This window comes from Actinomadura luteofluorescens (genome assembly GCF_013409365.1).
Classification (GTDB): domain Bacteria; phylum Actinomycetota; class Actinomycetes; order Streptosporangiales; family Streptosporangiaceae; genus Spirillospora; species Spirillospora luteofluorescens.
The window spans coordinates 3,389,374-3,404,706 of record NZ_JACCBA010000001.1 but is presented as its reverse complement, the minus strand read 5'-3'; the positions used below and the strand labels follow the sequence as shown (position 1 = coordinate 3,404,706).

The 15,333-nt window shown below is 69.5% G+C and carries 15 protein-coding genes and 1 pseudogene; 8 read left to right on the top strand and 8 right to left on the bottom strand.

Annotated features, from left to right (window positions below; all coding sequences use genetic code 11):
- Positions 1-64 precede the first annotated feature (64 nt).
- Positions 65-679 (top strand): dihydrofolate reductase family protein, encoded by a 615-nt coding sequence (locus tag BJY14_RS15650; RefSeq protein ID WP_246395928.1) that lies wholly within the window; start codon positions 65-67, stop codon positions 677-679.
- A gap of 20 nt (positions 680-699) precedes the next feature.
- Here BJY14_RS15650 and BJY14_RS15645 read toward each other — a convergent pair whose 3' ends face one another.
- Positions 700-903, bottom strand: a complete 204-nt coding sequence (locus BJY14_RS15645; RefSeq protein ID WP_179841654.1) for a hypothetical protein — start codon at positions 901-903, stop codon at positions 700-702.
- A gap of 364 nt (positions 904-1,267) precedes the next feature.
- Positions 1,268-1,546 (bottom strand): hypothetical protein, encoded by a 279-nt coding sequence (locus tag BJY14_RS15640; protein ID WP_179844278.1) that lies wholly within the window; start codon positions 1,544-1,546, stop codon positions 1,268-1,270.
- Between the two features lie 1,603 nt (positions 1,547-3,149).
- Here BJY14_RS15640 and BJY14_RS15635 point away from each other — a divergent pair.
- The gene (locus BJY14_RS15635) at positions 3,150-3,908 is read left to right on the top strand and encodes a hypothetical protein (RefSeq protein WP_179844277.1); all 759 of its coding nucleotides are present in this window, start codon (positions 3,150-3,152) and stop codon (positions 3,906-3,908) included.
- Positions 3,909-4,006: 98 nt separating this feature from the next.
- On the opposite strand, the gene BJY14_RS15630 is transcribed toward BJY14_RS15635, so the two are convergent.
- Positions 4,007-5,755 (bottom strand): hypothetical protein, encoded by a 1,749-nt coding sequence (locus BJY14_RS15630; RefSeq protein WP_179844276.1) that lies wholly within the window; start codon positions 5,753-5,755, stop codon positions 4,007-4,009.
- Positions 5,756-5,970: 215 nt separating this feature from the next.
- Between BJY14_RS15630 and BJY14_RS15625 the strand changes: the two genes are divergently transcribed.
- The 5 genes from BJY14_RS15625 to BJY14_RS15605 all read left to right on the top strand — a co-directional run bounded on the left by BJY14_RS15625 (position 5,971) and on the right by BJY14_RS15605 (position 10,757).
- Positions 5,971-6,546 carry a hypothetical protein gene (locus tag BJY14_RS15625; protein ID WP_179844275.1) on the top strand — a complete coding sequence of 192 codons (576 nt, stop codon included), beginning with the start codon at positions 5,971-5,973 and terminating at the stop codon, positions 6,544-6,546.
- Between the two features lie 142 nt (positions 6,547-6,688).
- Positions 6,689-7,354, top strand: a complete 666-nt coding sequence (locus BJY14_RS15620) for a metallophosphatase domain-containing protein (RefSeq protein ID WP_179844274.1) — start codon at positions 6,689-6,691, stop codon at positions 7,352-7,354.
- A gap of 160 nt (positions 7,355-7,514) precedes the next feature.
- Positions 7,515-9,239: an aminotransferase class I/II-fold pyridoxal phosphate-dependent enzyme gene (locus tag BJY14_RS15615; RefSeq protein WP_179844273.1), complete on the top strand. Its 1,725-nt coding sequence runs from the start codon at positions 7,515-7,517 to the stop codon at positions 9,237-9,239.
- Entirely contained in the window at positions 9,236-10,039 is an 804-nt protein-coding gene (locus BJY14_RS15610; RefSeq protein ID WP_179844272.1) for a phosphatidate cytidylyltransferase, read from the top strand. The genes BJY14_RS15615 and BJY14_RS15610 overlap by 4 nt, the downstream gene beginning before the upstream one ends.
- Positions 10,040-10,199: 160 nt before the next feature.
- On the top strand, positions 10,200-10,757 hold the full coding sequence (locus BJY14_RS15605) for a GlcG/HbpS family heme-binding protein (RefSeq protein WP_179844271.1): 558 nt from the start codon (positions 10,200-10,202) through the stop codon (positions 10,755-10,757).
- Between the two features lie 168 nt (positions 10,758-10,925).
- On the opposite strand, the gene BJY14_RS15600 is transcribed toward BJY14_RS15605, so the two are convergent.
- Both BJY14_RS15600 and BJY14_RS15595 read right to left on the bottom strand, forming a co-directional pair.
- A complete protein-coding gene (locus BJY14_RS15600) occupies positions 10,926-11,297 on the bottom strand; it encodes a hypothetical protein (protein ID WP_179844270.1) in 372 nt (123 codons plus the stop codon).
- A 445-nt stretch (positions 11,298-11,742) separates the two neighbouring features.
- Complete coding sequence (locus BJY14_RS15595) at positions 11,743-12,237, bottom strand: hypothetical protein (protein WP_179844269.1); 495 nt, start codon at positions 12,235-12,237, stop codon at positions 11,743-11,745.
- A 277-nt stretch (positions 12,238-12,514) separates the two neighbouring features.
- Here BJY14_RS15595 and BJY14_RS15590 point away from each other — a divergent pair, with 277 nt between their 5' ends.
- Positions 12,515-13,000 carry a DMT family transporter gene (locus BJY14_RS15590; protein ID WP_179844268.1) on the top strand — a complete coding sequence of 162 codons (486 nt, stop codon included), beginning with the start codon at positions 12,515-12,517 and terminating at the stop codon, positions 12,998-13,000.
- A 259-nt stretch (positions 13,001-13,259) separates the two neighbouring features.
- Here BJY14_RS15590 and BJY14_RS46540 read toward each other — a convergent pair whose 3' ends face one another.
- The 3 genes and pseudogenes from BJY14_RS46540 to BJY14_RS15580 form a co-directional block, all read right to left on the bottom strand.
- A complete protein-coding gene (locus BJY14_RS46540; protein WP_281382092.1) occupies positions 13,260-13,391 on the bottom strand; it encodes a hypothetical protein in 132 nt (43 codons plus the stop codon).
- Positions 13,392-13,588: 197 nt separating this feature from the next.
- Positions 13,589-13,858, bottom strand: a pseudogene (locus BJY14_RS15585) (peptidase inhibitor family I36 protein); the annotation flags it as partial.
- Between the two features lie 295 nt (positions 13,859-14,153).
- On the bottom strand, positions 14,154-15,293 hold the full coding sequence (locus BJY14_RS15580; RefSeq protein ID WP_179844267.1) for a serine hydrolase domain-containing protein: 1,140 nt from the start codon (positions 15,291-15,293) through the stop codon (positions 14,154-14,156).
- Positions 15,294-15,333: the final 40 nt, after the last annotated feature.

The window sequence follows — 15,333 nt, the reverse complement described above, 5'->3', positions numbered from 1 at the left end:
GGGTGAAGCGGCGGTCGAACCTGACCGGCGTCCACACGATCGGTTTCACAATCGCAATCACTAGATGGAGTTCATGATGTCGGATACCACCTGCCATATGTCGATCTCACTGGACGGCTTCGTCGCCGGACCTGACCAGAGCCGAGAAAGCCCCCTGGGAAACCGGGGACGAGAGCTGCACGGCTGGCACATCGGCGACCCTCGGGCCAACGATGCGGACAGGATCGCGAACGGGTGGCTGATGCGCCCGAGGGGCGCATACGTCATGGGCCGCAACATGTTCGGCCCCATCCGCGGGGACTGGGATGAGGACTGGTCGGGCTGGTGGGGCTCCGAACCGCCTTACCACGCGCCGGTGTTCGTACTGACCCACCACCGCCATGATCCGATCCCGATGGCCGGGGGAACGACGTTCTACTTCGTCACCGACGGCTTCGACGCGGCTTACTCCGCGGCGTGCCAGGCCGCAGGCGACAAGGGCGTGGACATCGCCGGCGGCGCCTCGACCGTCCGGCAGGCGCTGGCAGCCGGGGTGATCGACGAGCTCACTCTCGACATCGCGCCCGTTCTGCTCGGTTCGGGCGAGCGGATCTTCGACGGAGTCGACTTCGACTTCGAGCCCGTCGAGGTGCTTCACTCCCCGCTTGCCACCCACATCCGCTACCGCCGTATCAGCTGACCCTCGGGCCCGCCGCCGCGCTACGCCGCGCCCCTGAACCGGGCGATCGGTTTGGTGGTGGTCTGGGCGACCTCGCTGATGATCTGGTCGGCGAGACTGATGCGGAAGGTGCCGTCGGTGCCTTCGATGGTCACGGTCACGGTCGCTCCGGCAAGGCCGATTCCGGCCTGGATCTTCTGGTCGGCGATGACGACTTGACCGCTGCTGCTGACGCGGTGCTGCACCCGGATCGGCTCGGCCGCAGGTGAGGCCCGAGGCAGACCGGCCGGGCCCCGCGGATGCGCGTGATGTCGATGGCAGTGAGCGGGTAGGGCGGGGCCCGCCAGGGCAGGGTTTGCCCGTCGATCAGATGCAGCACGGAACCGTCGATGCGGACGGCTGGGCGGCATCTGGCCAGGTGGTAGCCGACCGGGTGCTGGCGGCCGCCCAGTTGCTGTCTACCAGTTGAGATCGCCAAAGGGGGCGGCGTTCTGTTGCTGGCGTGGGCGCGCTTGGCTGGCCTGAGCGTGCGGGGTGGGCTCGGGTCGCGCATCGCGGTGCGTCCGCTGGCGCTGGCCCGACTGCCCACTGCGGGATTCCGTCGCCGTCTCAGCTGTCCGCCGACTCCGTCAGGCCCATGCTGAAGGCGAACGTCTCGACGAACTCCCGGTAGGTCGGGTCCGTCTCGCTCGCTGCCAGGGTGGCCAACTCGTCAACAACTCGCTGCTTGTCCGCGTCGGAGAGTTGGTCGAGGAGGTGAGCGACGTACTCCTGCTGCTTGAGCGCCGTGTCGTCGTCCAGCACCGTTTCGTCGCAGGTCTCGAAGAACCAGGTATACGCGATCACGGCTCTGAGTAGCTGGGTGACCAGTTGAGGGAATTCGCTCACCCCCGCATCTCAGCAGGCACCGCCGACAGGCAGCAGGAGTTTGGCTGGACGGCTGCGTGGCTCCCCGGACTTGAGCGGCTGAGGGTGCGGCGGCCAGAACTCGACGAGGGTGCTGCGTTGTAGTTGCTGGCCGGTGCTGAACTCCGCCGGTTCGAAGTTGGCGGCGCAGGCCGGACACCTCTCGCCTTTGCACATGCTCATGAGCAGGATCAGGGTGCACGCGGCCGCTAGTGGGTCGTTGCCCACGTGTGGACGACCGGAGCTGGCGCGTCTCCTCTGTCGTCCAGGAGTCACCCATGATCCGATTGCGGTCGGCGAGCGCGGCATCATCGGCGGCCTGGTGGCTCGGGCGACTGCTCTGTCGAGCCGCCCAGGGATGTTGGAGCAGGCGGTGGCGTCGGTACTTCCTGGACGCGGAAAAGCATTGCGAGCTGGTGAAACGCGAAGTGTCAATCACCGGCAACAGGCTTGGGGTCGTGCGCTGGGCGGTCGAGGCGCCGCTATGCGCATGGGGTGGCGCATCTCATAAAAGGCCCGCTGCTTACCCAGACGCCTATCTGTCGTCGTGCAAGCCGTCCTCGCGTTCCATCACCAGGAGTGATGAGGATGGAATCGGTTCGTGGGTGGCAATGGGGTTGTCGACCTCGGTATTGCCCAGCGAAAGCGGGATCGATGATGGGGAGAACGCTGTTCCGGTTAGAGCGTTCCGGGCAGAACGTCATCTGGGCAGCTGGGCTCTGGAGCGGCTCCATCCGTGTGCAGGCGCAACCATCGACACCGCCTCCGGCATGCATCGGAGGAGCAGACCGCGTCCCGTTGGTGCCGCATCGGCTGACGGTTCCTGCTGTTCGGGCGGCGATGCTCAGGCTTCATCGGGGTGAGCGTTATGTACTGGGGCCCGGGGTCGTCATGAGGGCAGCTCAGGGCGCACCGGCGATCGGCCGTGTGGGTGCAGGGAGGTCGGCAGTTCTCTGACAGGCGCTGACTTCCGTCCGGTGGCTTGGGGCTCTGCTGGAACGAGCGACAGTCGAGCCGTGCTCGAAGATCTCAGAGACTTCCGGGGCGCCCGGTCGAGTCGCCGGGCTTTGGTGGGTGCAGTGAGAGCGTGAATCTGGCCGGATCCGGTCTGTTTGACTCCTGACCCTTTCGCGACATCGGCAAACGCTGGCCTGCGTGCCTTGAGCGCGCGGGCGGCCGCATGCTCGGCGATCTTGTTTGGGCTGCCCTACGCCGCGGGCTGACACGAATTGGTGGTCGCGCCGCCTGTTCGCGTTGCGGGCCGCCACTCGCGCGCCGAACAGGGCTTCATTTCCAGTCTCCGAACCAGGTCACGGTTAAAGGATCGGTCGTTTTCGGGGGCCTCAAGCGCGATTCCCGCCCTTCAGGCCCTGGCCGGTGCGGTGTCTTGCGTTCGGTCTCGGGTGGCGGACGGTTTTCAGCAGTGGCGGAGAAAAGTAGGGCGCCACGCAGCAAACAAAAATGGAGTGAATCCATGAGTTCGGCATGTGAAAAGTCCGGTCGAGACGACGCTCCTCTCTACCTGGGGGGAGACGTTCGTTCCGTCATCCAGACGGATGAGGGGCGAAAAGGCTGGGACGCTCTTATGGGGTGCCCCGAGCGTGCAGTCCTGCTGTGGGACCTCAACGGAGCGACGCTGGAACTCGCTCCTCCCGGGGGACTCCCGCGGCTCGACCCCGACGTCCGTCGGGAGCTCCCCCGTATGGGGGCGCGGTACGCCGTCAACGGGATCCTGACGGGATGGGCGCACAGCCAGGTCAGCGAGATCGGCCTGGCCGTCCCCAACTGTCACGTCTGGGGGCAGCTCGCCAGCGAGCACTGGGACTGGAGGACGCAGACCCGCCGCGAGCTGGTGGCGCCTTCGTCCGGGCTGAGCATGGCCCACGCGAAGCTGCACGAGGTGGTCAAGGCCCTGCGCCTGGACACCGAGTGCATCTACGCCAAGTCCCACTCGCTCGCCTTCCTCTACCCGGTCGACACCGACCGGGGGGTGGTCGAGGAGCTGCTCGGTGAACTCGGAGAAATCGCCGAGGCCGCCGGGGACCTGACGCTGCTGCAGGACCGCGGCTTCGTCAAGCTCGCACCCGCGGGACTCGACAAGAAGGTCGCGCTCCAGCGGATCCTCGACGAGTGCGTTCCGTTCGAGCCCTCCGTGATCATGAACGCGGGCGATATGCCCGACAGGGTGATCATGGACGAGCTCGACCGGAGGCGTCGCGAGGACGGCACGCCGACGCTCAAGGTGGGCGTCCGCAACCTGCGGGACGGGGTCGACCTGTTCGTGCCCGGCCCGCCGCAGGGCGTCCTTCCGTTCATCCGAGCGTTGGGGGGCGCATCCGTCTGATAGCGCCGGCTCCGTAGTCGATCCGACTGCGGGGCCGTCGCCCCCAGCTAGTGGCCCCCGGACATCCGGGGGCCACTACCGTTTGCACTCCGCCCGGGTCACGCCTCGGGTTCGATGCGTCTCAGGGCCTGCCTGGCGCGTTCCGCTACGTCTCCCTCGCCTGCGGCGTAGTCGCGGAGGACGGGGAGGGCGGGGCGGGCCGCGTCGCCCATCAGGCTGATGTCGTACAGCGTGCGCACCGGATCGTCGGGGATCTGCTCGATCAGTACGGGGAGCGCTTCGCCGGCGTCGCGGGTGGTCTTCCAGAGTGCGAAGGCCGCGGCCGCGCGGGCTGGTTCGGCGGGGTCGTCGCGTAGGGCGCGCAGGGCGGGGACGGCCGTCTGGGCCCGGGGGCCGAGTTCGCCGAGCCAGTCGCAGGCGTTGGTGTCGAAGCGCCAGCCGCGGCGTCCTGCCCGGCGGCCGAACTGGCGGCGACGCTCCAGGACGTTCAGCAGCAGGTCGACGACCTCCGCGTCGGATCGTTCGCCGAGGCCCATCAGTGCGCGGATGGCGGCGAGGCCCGTCTCGGGGTCCGGGCCCGACGCGACCCGCCGGAGGACGGCCAGCGCCTGTTCGTCGGCCAGCCCCCATCTGCGTAGGAACATGCAGCACGCGCCGGCGGTCTCGAGGTCGCCGCTGTCGGGGACGGGGACGTCGAGCCGCGGGATCATCCCTTCCAGGACGGCGGTGACCTCGGGGACGGCCTGTTCTCCGCCGCGCCATTCCTTGGTCCACGACAGCAGGGCCCCGGCGTCGGCGGCAGTGGGAGATCCGGCGAGCCGTGCTCGGACCTGCGGCCAGAGGTGCTCGGCCAGCGCCGATGCCGCGCGGAACCGGTGCTGGAGTTGGAGGTCCAGCTCGCCGTGGCTGATCAGCTGCTGGAGCGGGGGCACGCATCGAAGGTCCTCGCGCCGGGTGAGTGCGATGAGCGCTTTCTCCGACACTTCGGAGTCGTCCAGACAGGCGGCCAGGGCATCGGCGTACGCGTCATGGGACGGCAGATAGTTCGTGGCCGCGGCCGCTCGCCTTACGGCGGGCTCTGGGTGCCGGAGCATGGACGCGACGGCGGGGGCGTGTTCGGGGAACCGCTGGAACAGGCGGTCTGCGGTGTTGATCAGCACTCGGGCGGCCGCCGCGTCCACCTGGCCGGTCCTCAACCGCGCCAGCATCCGGCTCAGCCAGCGCGAGTGCAGGTCGGGCGTGGGGTGAAACCAGCCGTCGACGGCCTCGACCGAACCGTGCGGCGGGAGGCCGGTCCATTCGGGATCGCCCCAGGCCAGTTCGGCAAGCGCCGATCCGGCCTCGCCGTCACAGAGGGCGAGCGCGTCGAGGACGGCGTCGTCCACCGTCTGAGGGCTGTGCAGCAGCAGGCCGAGCGCGGCGCCCAGCGCGTCGGACGGTTCGCTGTCCAGGTGGCGGCGCAGGTAGTCATGGGTCAGGGGGTACCGGCCGAGGGCGAGGAGCAGCGCGAGCCTGGTCGGCGCGTCCGGTTCGCTCGCGCTCCTGGCGCGGAGGCTGGGCACCGCATCGTCGGGCAGGTCCAGGTAGACGAAGACGACGGCCAGGATCCGGCGGATCCGCGCCTCCGGATGGGCGAGCCGCTCCAGCAACGCGGCCGGCTCCGCGTTCGCGGTGGCGCCCAGCCGGCCGGCCCACTCGCCGAAGATGAACGGGGCTTCGGCCTCCACGTTCAGGTCGGCCAGCAGCGCGTCCAGTGCCGCACCACTGCGCCGGCCGGGTTCGTCCAGGTCGACGTCGAAGTCCCGGTGGACCACTGCCTGCCAGTCGAACCCGATCACTGATCCCACGCGCGCACTTTAGCTGGCCGAATCCATGCCCGGTCGGCGCTCCTGCTGATGAATCGGCGGTGCGCGCTCGGGACGACGGGGCCGTTCCGTGAGGCGACGACGGCGGTGTCCCTCGTTGGGCGACTGGCAGCCGGGCCTATTTCCAGGACGGTTCTGTTCAGCGCTCGCACACCGTCGAGCAAACAACTCAAACGCCTCACCTAGGGAGATTCGACATGGAACGTCGTCTCGCCATGAAGCACACACGCAGGCCCGTCGTCATCCACGGCGGACCCGCTGACGTGGTCATCGTCATCGAGGACCGCGAAGAAATCGAGGTCGTCCTCGACTACCGCGGACGCGGCCTCACGAAGGTGCCCGGCCAGGCCATCCTGTTCTCCGATACCTACGACGACAAAGTGAACGGCCGTCATCGGCGCGGCCTGTCACGGATCCAGACGGTCACCGTCCGCCTGCCGCTCAGCGTCCGCCAGTTGGACGCGACCAGCAGAGGCACGATCAACGTCGAGGGTCCCGCGGAGTGGGTGTTCCTGGACGGCCGCAAGGGCATCACGATCGAAGAACTGACGCTCGGCGCTCTCAACTCCGCGTCCGGCCCGATCGACGTGGGCAGGGCCGCCGGCAAGGTCCACCTGTACACCCGTGGCGGGAAGGTCGGCGTCCGGGCCGACCGTCCCACCGAACTCGTGATCAGTACGAGGGGCGGGGACGTCGAGGTCTCCGGCCGGTGGGACGAGGACGCCCTGGTCATCCGCGAAGGGTGCGGGGAGGTGACCCTCGACAGGGGGTGATCCATCCGCCACCCGTACGACCTGGGGTTCCGGCGCCGGCCGGCACCTTCTGAACACGCGGGGCCCGGCACTTCGCCGGGCCCTTGCGTCATTTCCTTCCATCAGGCGCAGGATGCTCGGGCCTGCTAAGTACGCTTGCCTTATGCGGATTGTCGCGGTCGCCGATACGCACACTTTTCATCGCGAGCTCGCCGTCCCCGAGGGGGATGTCTTCGTGCATGCCGGTGACCTGTGCCGGCACGGCAGGGACCTCGAAGAACTGGAGGACGCCGCCGACTGGATGCACGCCCTTCCGCATCGGACGAAGGTGGTCGTCGCGGGCAACCACGATTGGATGTTCCAGAACGAGCCCGGGCGAGCTCGCGCCGTCCTGGCCGACCGTGGCATCCGCTATCTGGAGGACAGCGGAACGGAGATTCACGGCGTCACGTTTTGGGGCAGTCCCTGGCAGCCGGAGTTCAACGAGTGGGCGTTCAATCTTCCTCGGGGCCGTCCCCTCGCGGAGAAATGGGCCATGATTCCGGACGGCGTCGACGTCCTGGTCACGCACGGGCCTCCGCTCGGAATCGGTGACGCGAACGCCTATCCCGGACGCCACGGTTGTGCGGACCTGCTGGCCCGCGTGCGGCAGATCCGCCCCAGGCTGCACCTGTTCGGTCACATCCACCAGGACGGGGGACTCTGGCGCCACGGGGAGACGACTTTCGCCAACGTCACCACGTGGGAATGCGAGCGCGGCCCCACCGTCGTCCGCCTGGAGGCCTCGGGTGCCGTGGCCGAGACCGTGCCGCCAGCACGAACCCGCTGAACGCAGCCCGGTGGTGGAGTTGAGTGTGTGGCGGCCGGGCGGCTGAGTACGGGTACTCAGGCGGTGGCGCGATGACCTCGGCAAAGTGGCGTCCGAGGTGATGTCAATGAAAATGGACCAGCAATCTCCGGGACCCGCCGCCGGTTCGACTGTCGCGCCGGTGGCCGACGAGCTGGAACTCCGTATGTCGTCCGAGGCGGACCAGGAGTGGATCCGCCGTCTCCGGCACGAGGTCTACGCGCGGGAACTCGGCCAGCACGCCCCCAACGCGGCCGGCCTGCTCACCGATGATCTCGACGGGAGCAACGTCTACATCGTGGCGGTCCGCCGGGGCGAACCGGCCGGGTTCATCAGCGTGACGCCTCCGTGGGCGGGCCGCTACTCGATCGACAGGCATCTGCGGAGGGACGGGCGTCCGGCGCTGAGAGAGGACGGCCTGTTCGAGATCCGGATCCTGGCCGTCGACCCGGGGCAGCGGGGCGAGATGATCGGCAGGCTGCTGATGTACGCGGCGCTGCGCTGGGTGGAGGGGCACGGAGGCCGGAGCATCGTGGCGCTGGGCCGGGTCGAGCTGCTGCCGATGTACCTGGAGCTGGGGCTCGCGTCCACCGGCACGGCGGTGCGCTCGGGGGCCGTCGACTTCCAGCTCCTGACCGGCGACGTCGCCGACCTGACCGGGCGGACCCTGCGGCGGCACGGGCCGCTGCTGCGCGATCTGGAACGGACGGTGCGCTGGCGGCTGGAGGTCGCCTTCCTGCCCGGGGACGAGTCCTGCGCACACGGGGGCGCGTCCATCGAGGCGCTCGGACGGGGGTTCGACACCCTCGACGCGAACCGCGACGTGGTCCCCGCCGACGTGCTCGACGCATGGTTTCCGCCGGCTCCCGGCGCGGTCGCCGCCCTGACCCGCGGGCTGGACTGGATCGCGCGCACGTCTCCGCCGGTCCGGGCGGACGGGCTCGTCGAGGAGATCGCGCGGCGCCGCGGCCTGCCCGGGGACGCCGTCGCCGTCGGCGCGGGCTCCTCCGACCTGATCTTCCGCGCGTTCCGCGGGTGGCTGGACGCCTCCAGCCGGGTGCTCCTGGTCGACCCCTGCTACGGCGAGTACGCGCATGTCGTGGAGCGGGTGGTCGGCTGCCGCGCGGACCGGTTCCCGGTGCGCCGCTCGGAGGGCTGGCGGATCGACCCGGAACGTCTCGAACGCGCCCTGCGGAAACGCTATGACCTCGTGGTCATCGTCAATCCCAACAACCCGACCGGGGTCCATCTCGACACGGCCCGGCTGCGGAAGGTGCTGGAGAACGCACCGGACGGGACCAGGTTCTGGATCGATGAGACGTATGCCGGTTACGTCGGCGCCGGGGAGACGCTGGAGCCCTACGCGGCGGAGGCCGGCAACGCCGTCGTCTGTACGTCGCTGTCCAAGATGTATGCCCTGTCGGGTCTGCGGGCGGCCTATCTCACCGCGCCTCCGCCGATCGTGGAGGATGTGCTCCGCTGGACCCCGCCGTGGGCGGTGAGCCTTCCCGCCCAGATCGCCGCGGTGAACGCGCTGCGCGATCCGGCGTACTACACCGCCCGGTGGGCCCAGACCGCGGTGCTGCGCGGCGAACTGGCCGCCGCGCTCGCCGAGGCGGACGAGAACCTGCGCGTCAGCGAGTCGGTGGCGAACTTCGTCCTGCTCACGCTGCCCAGGGGTGGGCCCACGGCGTCCCGGCTCGTCGACCGGTGCCGGCGGCAGGGCGTGTTCCTGCGGGACCTGACGCCGATGTCCCCGGCGTTCGAGGGCAGGACGGTGCGCATCGCGGTACGGGACGCCGCGGCGAACGCCCGCGTGGCGATCGCCGTCGCCGAGGCCCTGCGCGTCCCGCCCGGTGAGGCGTGACCGGGGTCGCGGACCTGGTCCCTTACCTCGCCGGCGCGCTGTTCGCCGGCGGCATCGCGGTCGGGCTGTCCAGGCGCCGGGAGTACATGCTCCGGTGGTGCGCCTGGGCGGTGGGCGTGCCCGTCGTGGTCGCCGCCCTGTACGTGGGCCCCGGTGGTGCGGCCGCCCTCGCCGCTTCGGCGGGGGTGGCCTGCGCCCTCGAATACGGCGGTTTGGCCGGCCTTTCCCGGCTGGACCGTGCGGCGCTTGCCACCGCCGTGCCCGTGGCGCCTGTGACGGCCTGGTTGGCGCCCGATCATCTGCCCCAGGTTCTCGCCCTGACCCTCGTGGCCGTCGCCATGGTGCCGGTGCTGGCCGGTGACGCGGCCGGCGGGCTCTCCAGGCTGTGTTCCGGTGTGCTGGGAGTGGTCTGGTTCGCGCCGCTGGCCGGTGTGGTCCTGCTCGGCCCGCAGGTCCTGGCGTTGTTCGCCGCGGTGTCGATCGCCGACATCACCGCCTCTGTCGGCGGCCGGTCGCTCGGCGGGCCGGCCCTTTCCCGGCTGTCGCCGTCCAAGCACTGGAGCGGCCTGCTGGCCGGGACCGTCACGGGCCTCGGGACGCTGGCCGTGCTCGGTGCGTTCACACCCGCCTGGGCCGTCGCGGTGGCGGTCGGCGCCCCGCTGGGGGACCTGCTGGAGTCGATGGTCAAGCGGGGTGTCGAGGCCAAGGACTCCGCCTCGTGGCTGGCGGGCGCCGGCGGCCTGCTCGACAGGCTCGATTCTCTGCTCCTCGTCCTCGTGCTCGCCCTGGCACTCGGCTGAGGACCGCCGGCCGCGCCGCCTTGGGGAACCCATGGTGATTCGTTGGGCGAGAGTTGCTCGGCAGCGGGCGCACGGCGGGTTGTTCCCTGATCTCGACTCCATTACGGTCCATATCTGAACGATTACTCTATGTAGTTGCATGTCGGAATCGGGGAGAGCCATGTCGATCAGGCATTTCATCGGCGGCGCCGTCGCACTGGGCGCCGTCGCAGCCGGGACGTTCGGCGGCGCGGGGACGGCCTACGCGGCAGCGCCGGCCGCCGCGGTCACGGTCCACGGCGGGCACGGCGGGCACGGCGGGCACGGCGGGCACGGCAGTGCCACGGCACCGGAACGGGTGCTGTCCAACAGCGCGCTCGTCCGGGCGTCCAAGGCTCTGGTGCACTCGGCGCGACGGCACGGGAACCAGTACGTGACGATGGTCATCATGGAGCGGGCCGGCACCATCCGGCTCGTGGTCCGCACCCGGAAGGCGGGCCCGCAGACCTACGAGTCCGCCAAGCGCAAGGCCTATACCGCCGTGGCCTTCGGCCAGCCGACCAGCGCCCTGACCGGAAACGAAACGATCAAGCAGATCCCCGGCACCCTCGTCCTGCCCGGTGGTGTCCCCGTCAAGTACAAGGGCTTCCCCATCGCCGGCATCGGCGTCGGCGGCGCACCCGACGGCCGGATCGACGAGGCCATCGCCAACGACGTCCTCGCGGCCATCGGCCGCTGACAGGGAAGCCCACCGGCGACTTGTCCGACTCCCAGGCCGGGGTGGTCCGCAGTGTCCGCGGCTCCGCCCCGGTCTGACCCTTGCCACAAGGACGCCCGGGAACGAAAAAGCGGCCCACAGGGGGCCGCCTTGTTTCGTGTGCCAGGGCCCTGCCGAGCCCTGGTGGCTTCACTTCGAGCCGCGGAATTCCTCGGGCCCGTAGTGCTTGAAGAGCAGGTACATCACCAGCATGAGGCCGCCGCCGCCGACGCCGGTGACGATGTCGGACAGTCCGCCCGCGCCGTTGCCGGCGTTGATGGCGATGACGATGACCGCCGTGAGGACGGCGGTGCCGGTGACGAGGTGCTTCGTGGCCTCCTCGGGGTGGTTCCCGAGGCGCTTGATGATCCTGTAGCCGCCGAGGACCAGGCCGGCCCCCAGAGCGACGCAGATGAAGTGGGCCCCGTCGCCGAGTACGTAGACGATGAGGGCGATGAAGAACGCGACGGTGAGAACGCCGCGGTTGCGGTTGATCATCGAGATGATGTCGTTCTTGCGCATGGTTTGTATTCCTCCGTTGAGGGGCCGTGCTGAGCACGGCCGTGAGAAGTCAGGTTTGTCGGGGTAAGTTCGCGCTGAGCACGCCTGCGGTACTGACCGTCCCAAGGAGCGCTCACTGCGCAAGCGTCTGGGACGCATCGCTTCGCAGAGGTCGCTGACCTCTCTCGGGCCGTACCGCCACCCCGGCCTCAGGAGAACGGACGGAGCCGCCGGCGCCGGCTGTTCGAGCGTGCGGCCAGAGATCGGACGCCGCCCCCTACGGCTCCGGCCGCCGACCGCGGGCGCACCGGGTCGGTTCGATCCACAAGCCTGAGACCGACCCGAAGTGTCGGGCTTCGGGCAATACTCTGCGCCAATTTTCATCGAGACCTACGTCTCGAAGCGGCTGCTTGCCCCGAGGCGGAATCCCGGACGGTGGATGGTGGCGACGCCGCCGTCGGGAGTATCACTTCCAAAGGCGTCGACCCTGCGCATTGCTTGGCAATGCGCAGCCATCACGAACAAAAGGAAGGTCACGAAAGTGAACCTTGGAAGAATAAGGCGTAACAAATCGCCGGAGCGGCTCTATCGCCGCCTCGGTCACTTCTACGGGTGGGTGGTCCGTCACCCCCGCCGCGCCGCGCGTTGGCTCGCCGGACACCCCCGGCGTGCCAAGGCGTGGATCGTCACGACCGTGGTCGGTTCGCTCTGGCTGCTCGCGGCCACGTCGGCGCACATCGCCGGAGCGATCTTCCAGCGTACGACGACGGCCGTCATGCAGCCGCTGACGGCCGACCACCAGCTGGTGGCGGTCCAGGCCACCACCGTCACCTATCTGTTCAGCGCCCCGCTCTACTGGGTGCTGCTCACGGCGGGACGGCGGCGACTGCAGGAGAACCGTCTCCTCGACGCCGTGCCGCACACCGAAAGGCGTGATCGGATTCTCTCCGGTCTCTCGCACGCGCTCCGAAGGTGCCCCCCGGCGCACAGGCTCCTCTCTCGGTTCATTGAGAAGGAGAAGAAGCACCGGTGGGTGCTGACGGTCCTGCCCTTCCTGGTCGGGTTCGTCAGCGCCAACCTTCTGGCGCAGTTCTACGTGACGAGGCTGCCGTTCTCGGCGGGCAACGCCATCACGACCCTCGGTCCGATCACCATGGCCATGGTGATCGCGTGGAGGGCCGACAGGAAGGGGCTTCCGCTGCTCCTGCCGCTGATGTCGGCGGTCGGGGGCCGCGCTGATGATCCCCTGGGGACAGCGCATCGACCTGCTCGGTGTGCTGGCCGCCCTGGCCGGCGCGGTGTCCTCCGCCGTCATGGTCTCGGGCGGAAAGGCGATGGCCCATGCGGGAATCCTGCTCAAGGGAACGGGCCTGTCCATGGTGGCGGGTCTGCTCCTCGGAGCGCCTTCCCTGCTCTGGCTCCCCTGGAGCGGGGGCATCGGGGAGATCGCCATCCGCGGGTCCATCGCCGGCGTCCTCGCGGTCGCCGGAAGTGCCCTGTACTGGCTCGCGCAGTCGCCGCTCCACCTCCCGACGAGGCTGGCCGGTGCGCTGTCGGCCAACGGGCCGGCGCTGACCAGTGTGGTGGGGCTCGCCCTGCTCGGCCAGGACGTCGTCATGATCACCATGATCGGGATCGCCACGATCCTGGTCGCGTCGGTGCTCAACGCCGCACTGACCGGCTCGAAGGACGAGGAGGCCGCGGAGATCGCCAAGTACAACTGACAGGCCTTCGCCGGGAGGTCCGGTACTGAGGGAACGCCAATGGTGTTCCCGGGTTCAGGACCGGAATTCTCCGGCGCGGGAAATCCAGGCCTCCGGCAGGCGTATTCGCCGAGCCAGGAGGTGAACGGGCGCCTTTAGGCGGGGCGCCCGCCGCGTTGCAGCCCCGGGGGAATCCTCGGGGCTGCGTTCGTGAACCGCGACGGAAAGGACTGGCTCCCCGCTGTCGCGGGGAGCCAGTGGTCTGCTCTGGGACGCGGGCTCAGAGCCGCTCATTCCTTTTCGCGGCCTCTGCCGCCTCCTTGGTCTCGTACGGCCCGGAGGCGATCTTGTTGGTGCCGATCTCCAGAATCCACCATTTACTTTTCTTGCGCTTGCGAACGTGCGTGGCCACGCTGTTCTCTTGCTTTCTCTTGTGCCACCGCCCGCACCTGGCGCGGACGGTCATTCCTTCCTTACCGTGCTGTTCTCGTATCGGGGTGCAAGCGCGGCGGATCAGGGCGGCGCACGATCGTGTGAGGAGCCGGGCCGGGCCGTCCGGCCGGTGTGGGACGTGCCGGCCGGACGGCAGGGAAAGCGTGGGGGAGTGCCTTAGGCCCAGTCGACCAGGTCGACGGTGTCGTTGTCGGACGGCGGCTCCTCCAGGGACTGGCCGGCGTACAGGGGGCGGGCCTTGCCCTCGTTCGCGTCGATCAGCACGGCCATGCTGTGGGTGTTGTTGACCCAGGAGGAGACGTTGTCGGCGGCGGTGCCGTCGCCCATGGGCAGGTCGTTGAGGTCGACCCTGTAGCCGGCGCCGATGCCGTAGGCCGGTCCCCGCCGGTTGTAGTGCTGGTAGAGGCAGAGGGTGGCCGGGGGGGCAGCCCTCGGCGTCGTTGAGCTTGACGACGCCGGGCGGCAGGTCCGCCAGGGCCGGCCGGGTCGTGACGGTGGCGGCCTGGGCGGAGGTCGAGATCGCGGGGCCGAACGCGGTGGAGCATGCGGCCAGGGCGGTGGTGGTCACCAGGAGGCGCGCTTTCCAATTGGCCATGGGGGCTCTCCGTTTCGTGTCACTTGATTTGCTGCGACGATTACGTCGCGCGACCAGATTTGCACGGAGAGTGATGGCATGTCAGTGAGTGAAGATGGCCTTATGTGGTCGTAACGCGACACGCTGTCAGCGTCCGCACAGGGCGTCCGGGAGGGCGGCCTTCATGGCTTCGTCCAAGGCGGGGCCGCCGCCCGGGTTGAGGTTGACCATGACGGTGGCCTGCCTGCCGTGCGTGGTGGCGCCTGTGCGGACGCTGAAGCCGAGCATGTCGCCGTCGTGGCCCCAGAAGCCGTCCTTGCAGGTGGACGAGTTCTCGACGGGGATCCACTCCAGCCCCAGACCGTATTCGGAGCCTGAGGTGCGGCCCGTGGGGCGGGTGGCCAGCATCTCCCGCAGCAGCGCCGGCTCCAGCAGGCGTCCTCGGAGGACGGCCGCCAGGAAGCGGTTCAGGTCGGCGGCGCTGGAGATCATGCCGCCCGCGGCCCCGCCGACGGTCGGGTTGAGGCGGGTGACGTCCACCAGTTCGGACTGCGGCCGGACGTAGCCGCGGGGGTGCGGTCCCGGGATGCCCGGAGCGTCCGTCGGTGCGAAGGTGTCGTGCAGTCCGAGCGGGCGGATCACGCGCTCGCGGATCTCCTCGCCCCAGGGGCGCCCCGTCACGGTATCGATGATCATCCCGGCCAGGAGGTAGTTGGTGTTGGAGTAGCCCCAGCCCTTACCGGGTTCGAACTCCCGTGGGTGCGGCAGGGCGATGTCCACGAGTTCGCGGGCTTCCCAGTGCCGGAGCGGGTCCTTGAGCACGTCCAGCGGCGACAGGTAGTCCAGGACGTCCGGCAGCCCGCTGGTGTGCTGGAGCAGCTGGCGGACGGTGATCTGCCGCCCGTCGTTGTCCGCGCCGCGCACCACGCCTGGCAGGTAGCGCTCCACAGGGGCGTCCAGCTCGATGCGGCCCTCGCCGACGAGTTGGAGGACGACGGTGGCGACGAACGGCTTCGTCAGGCTGCCGATCCGGAAGCGGCTGCGGGGGTCGACCGGGGTGTTCGTGCGGGTGTCGGCGACTCCGCCGGTCGCCGTCAGGCTGCCGTGCCGGCCGTGGACTCGCACGAGCGCCCCCGGAGCGCCGTCCGGACCGCTCAGGCTCTCCACCACCCGCCGCAGGTCGGCCGGGCCGGGCGTGGACGCGTTCGCCGGGGTGGTCGAGGCCCCCACCGCCAGGGCCAGGACGACGGCTACTGCGCTGCGGGGCAACAGGTTTCTTGTGAGCATGCATCGGGACGATAGGAAGCGGCTGTACGAGCGCACATCC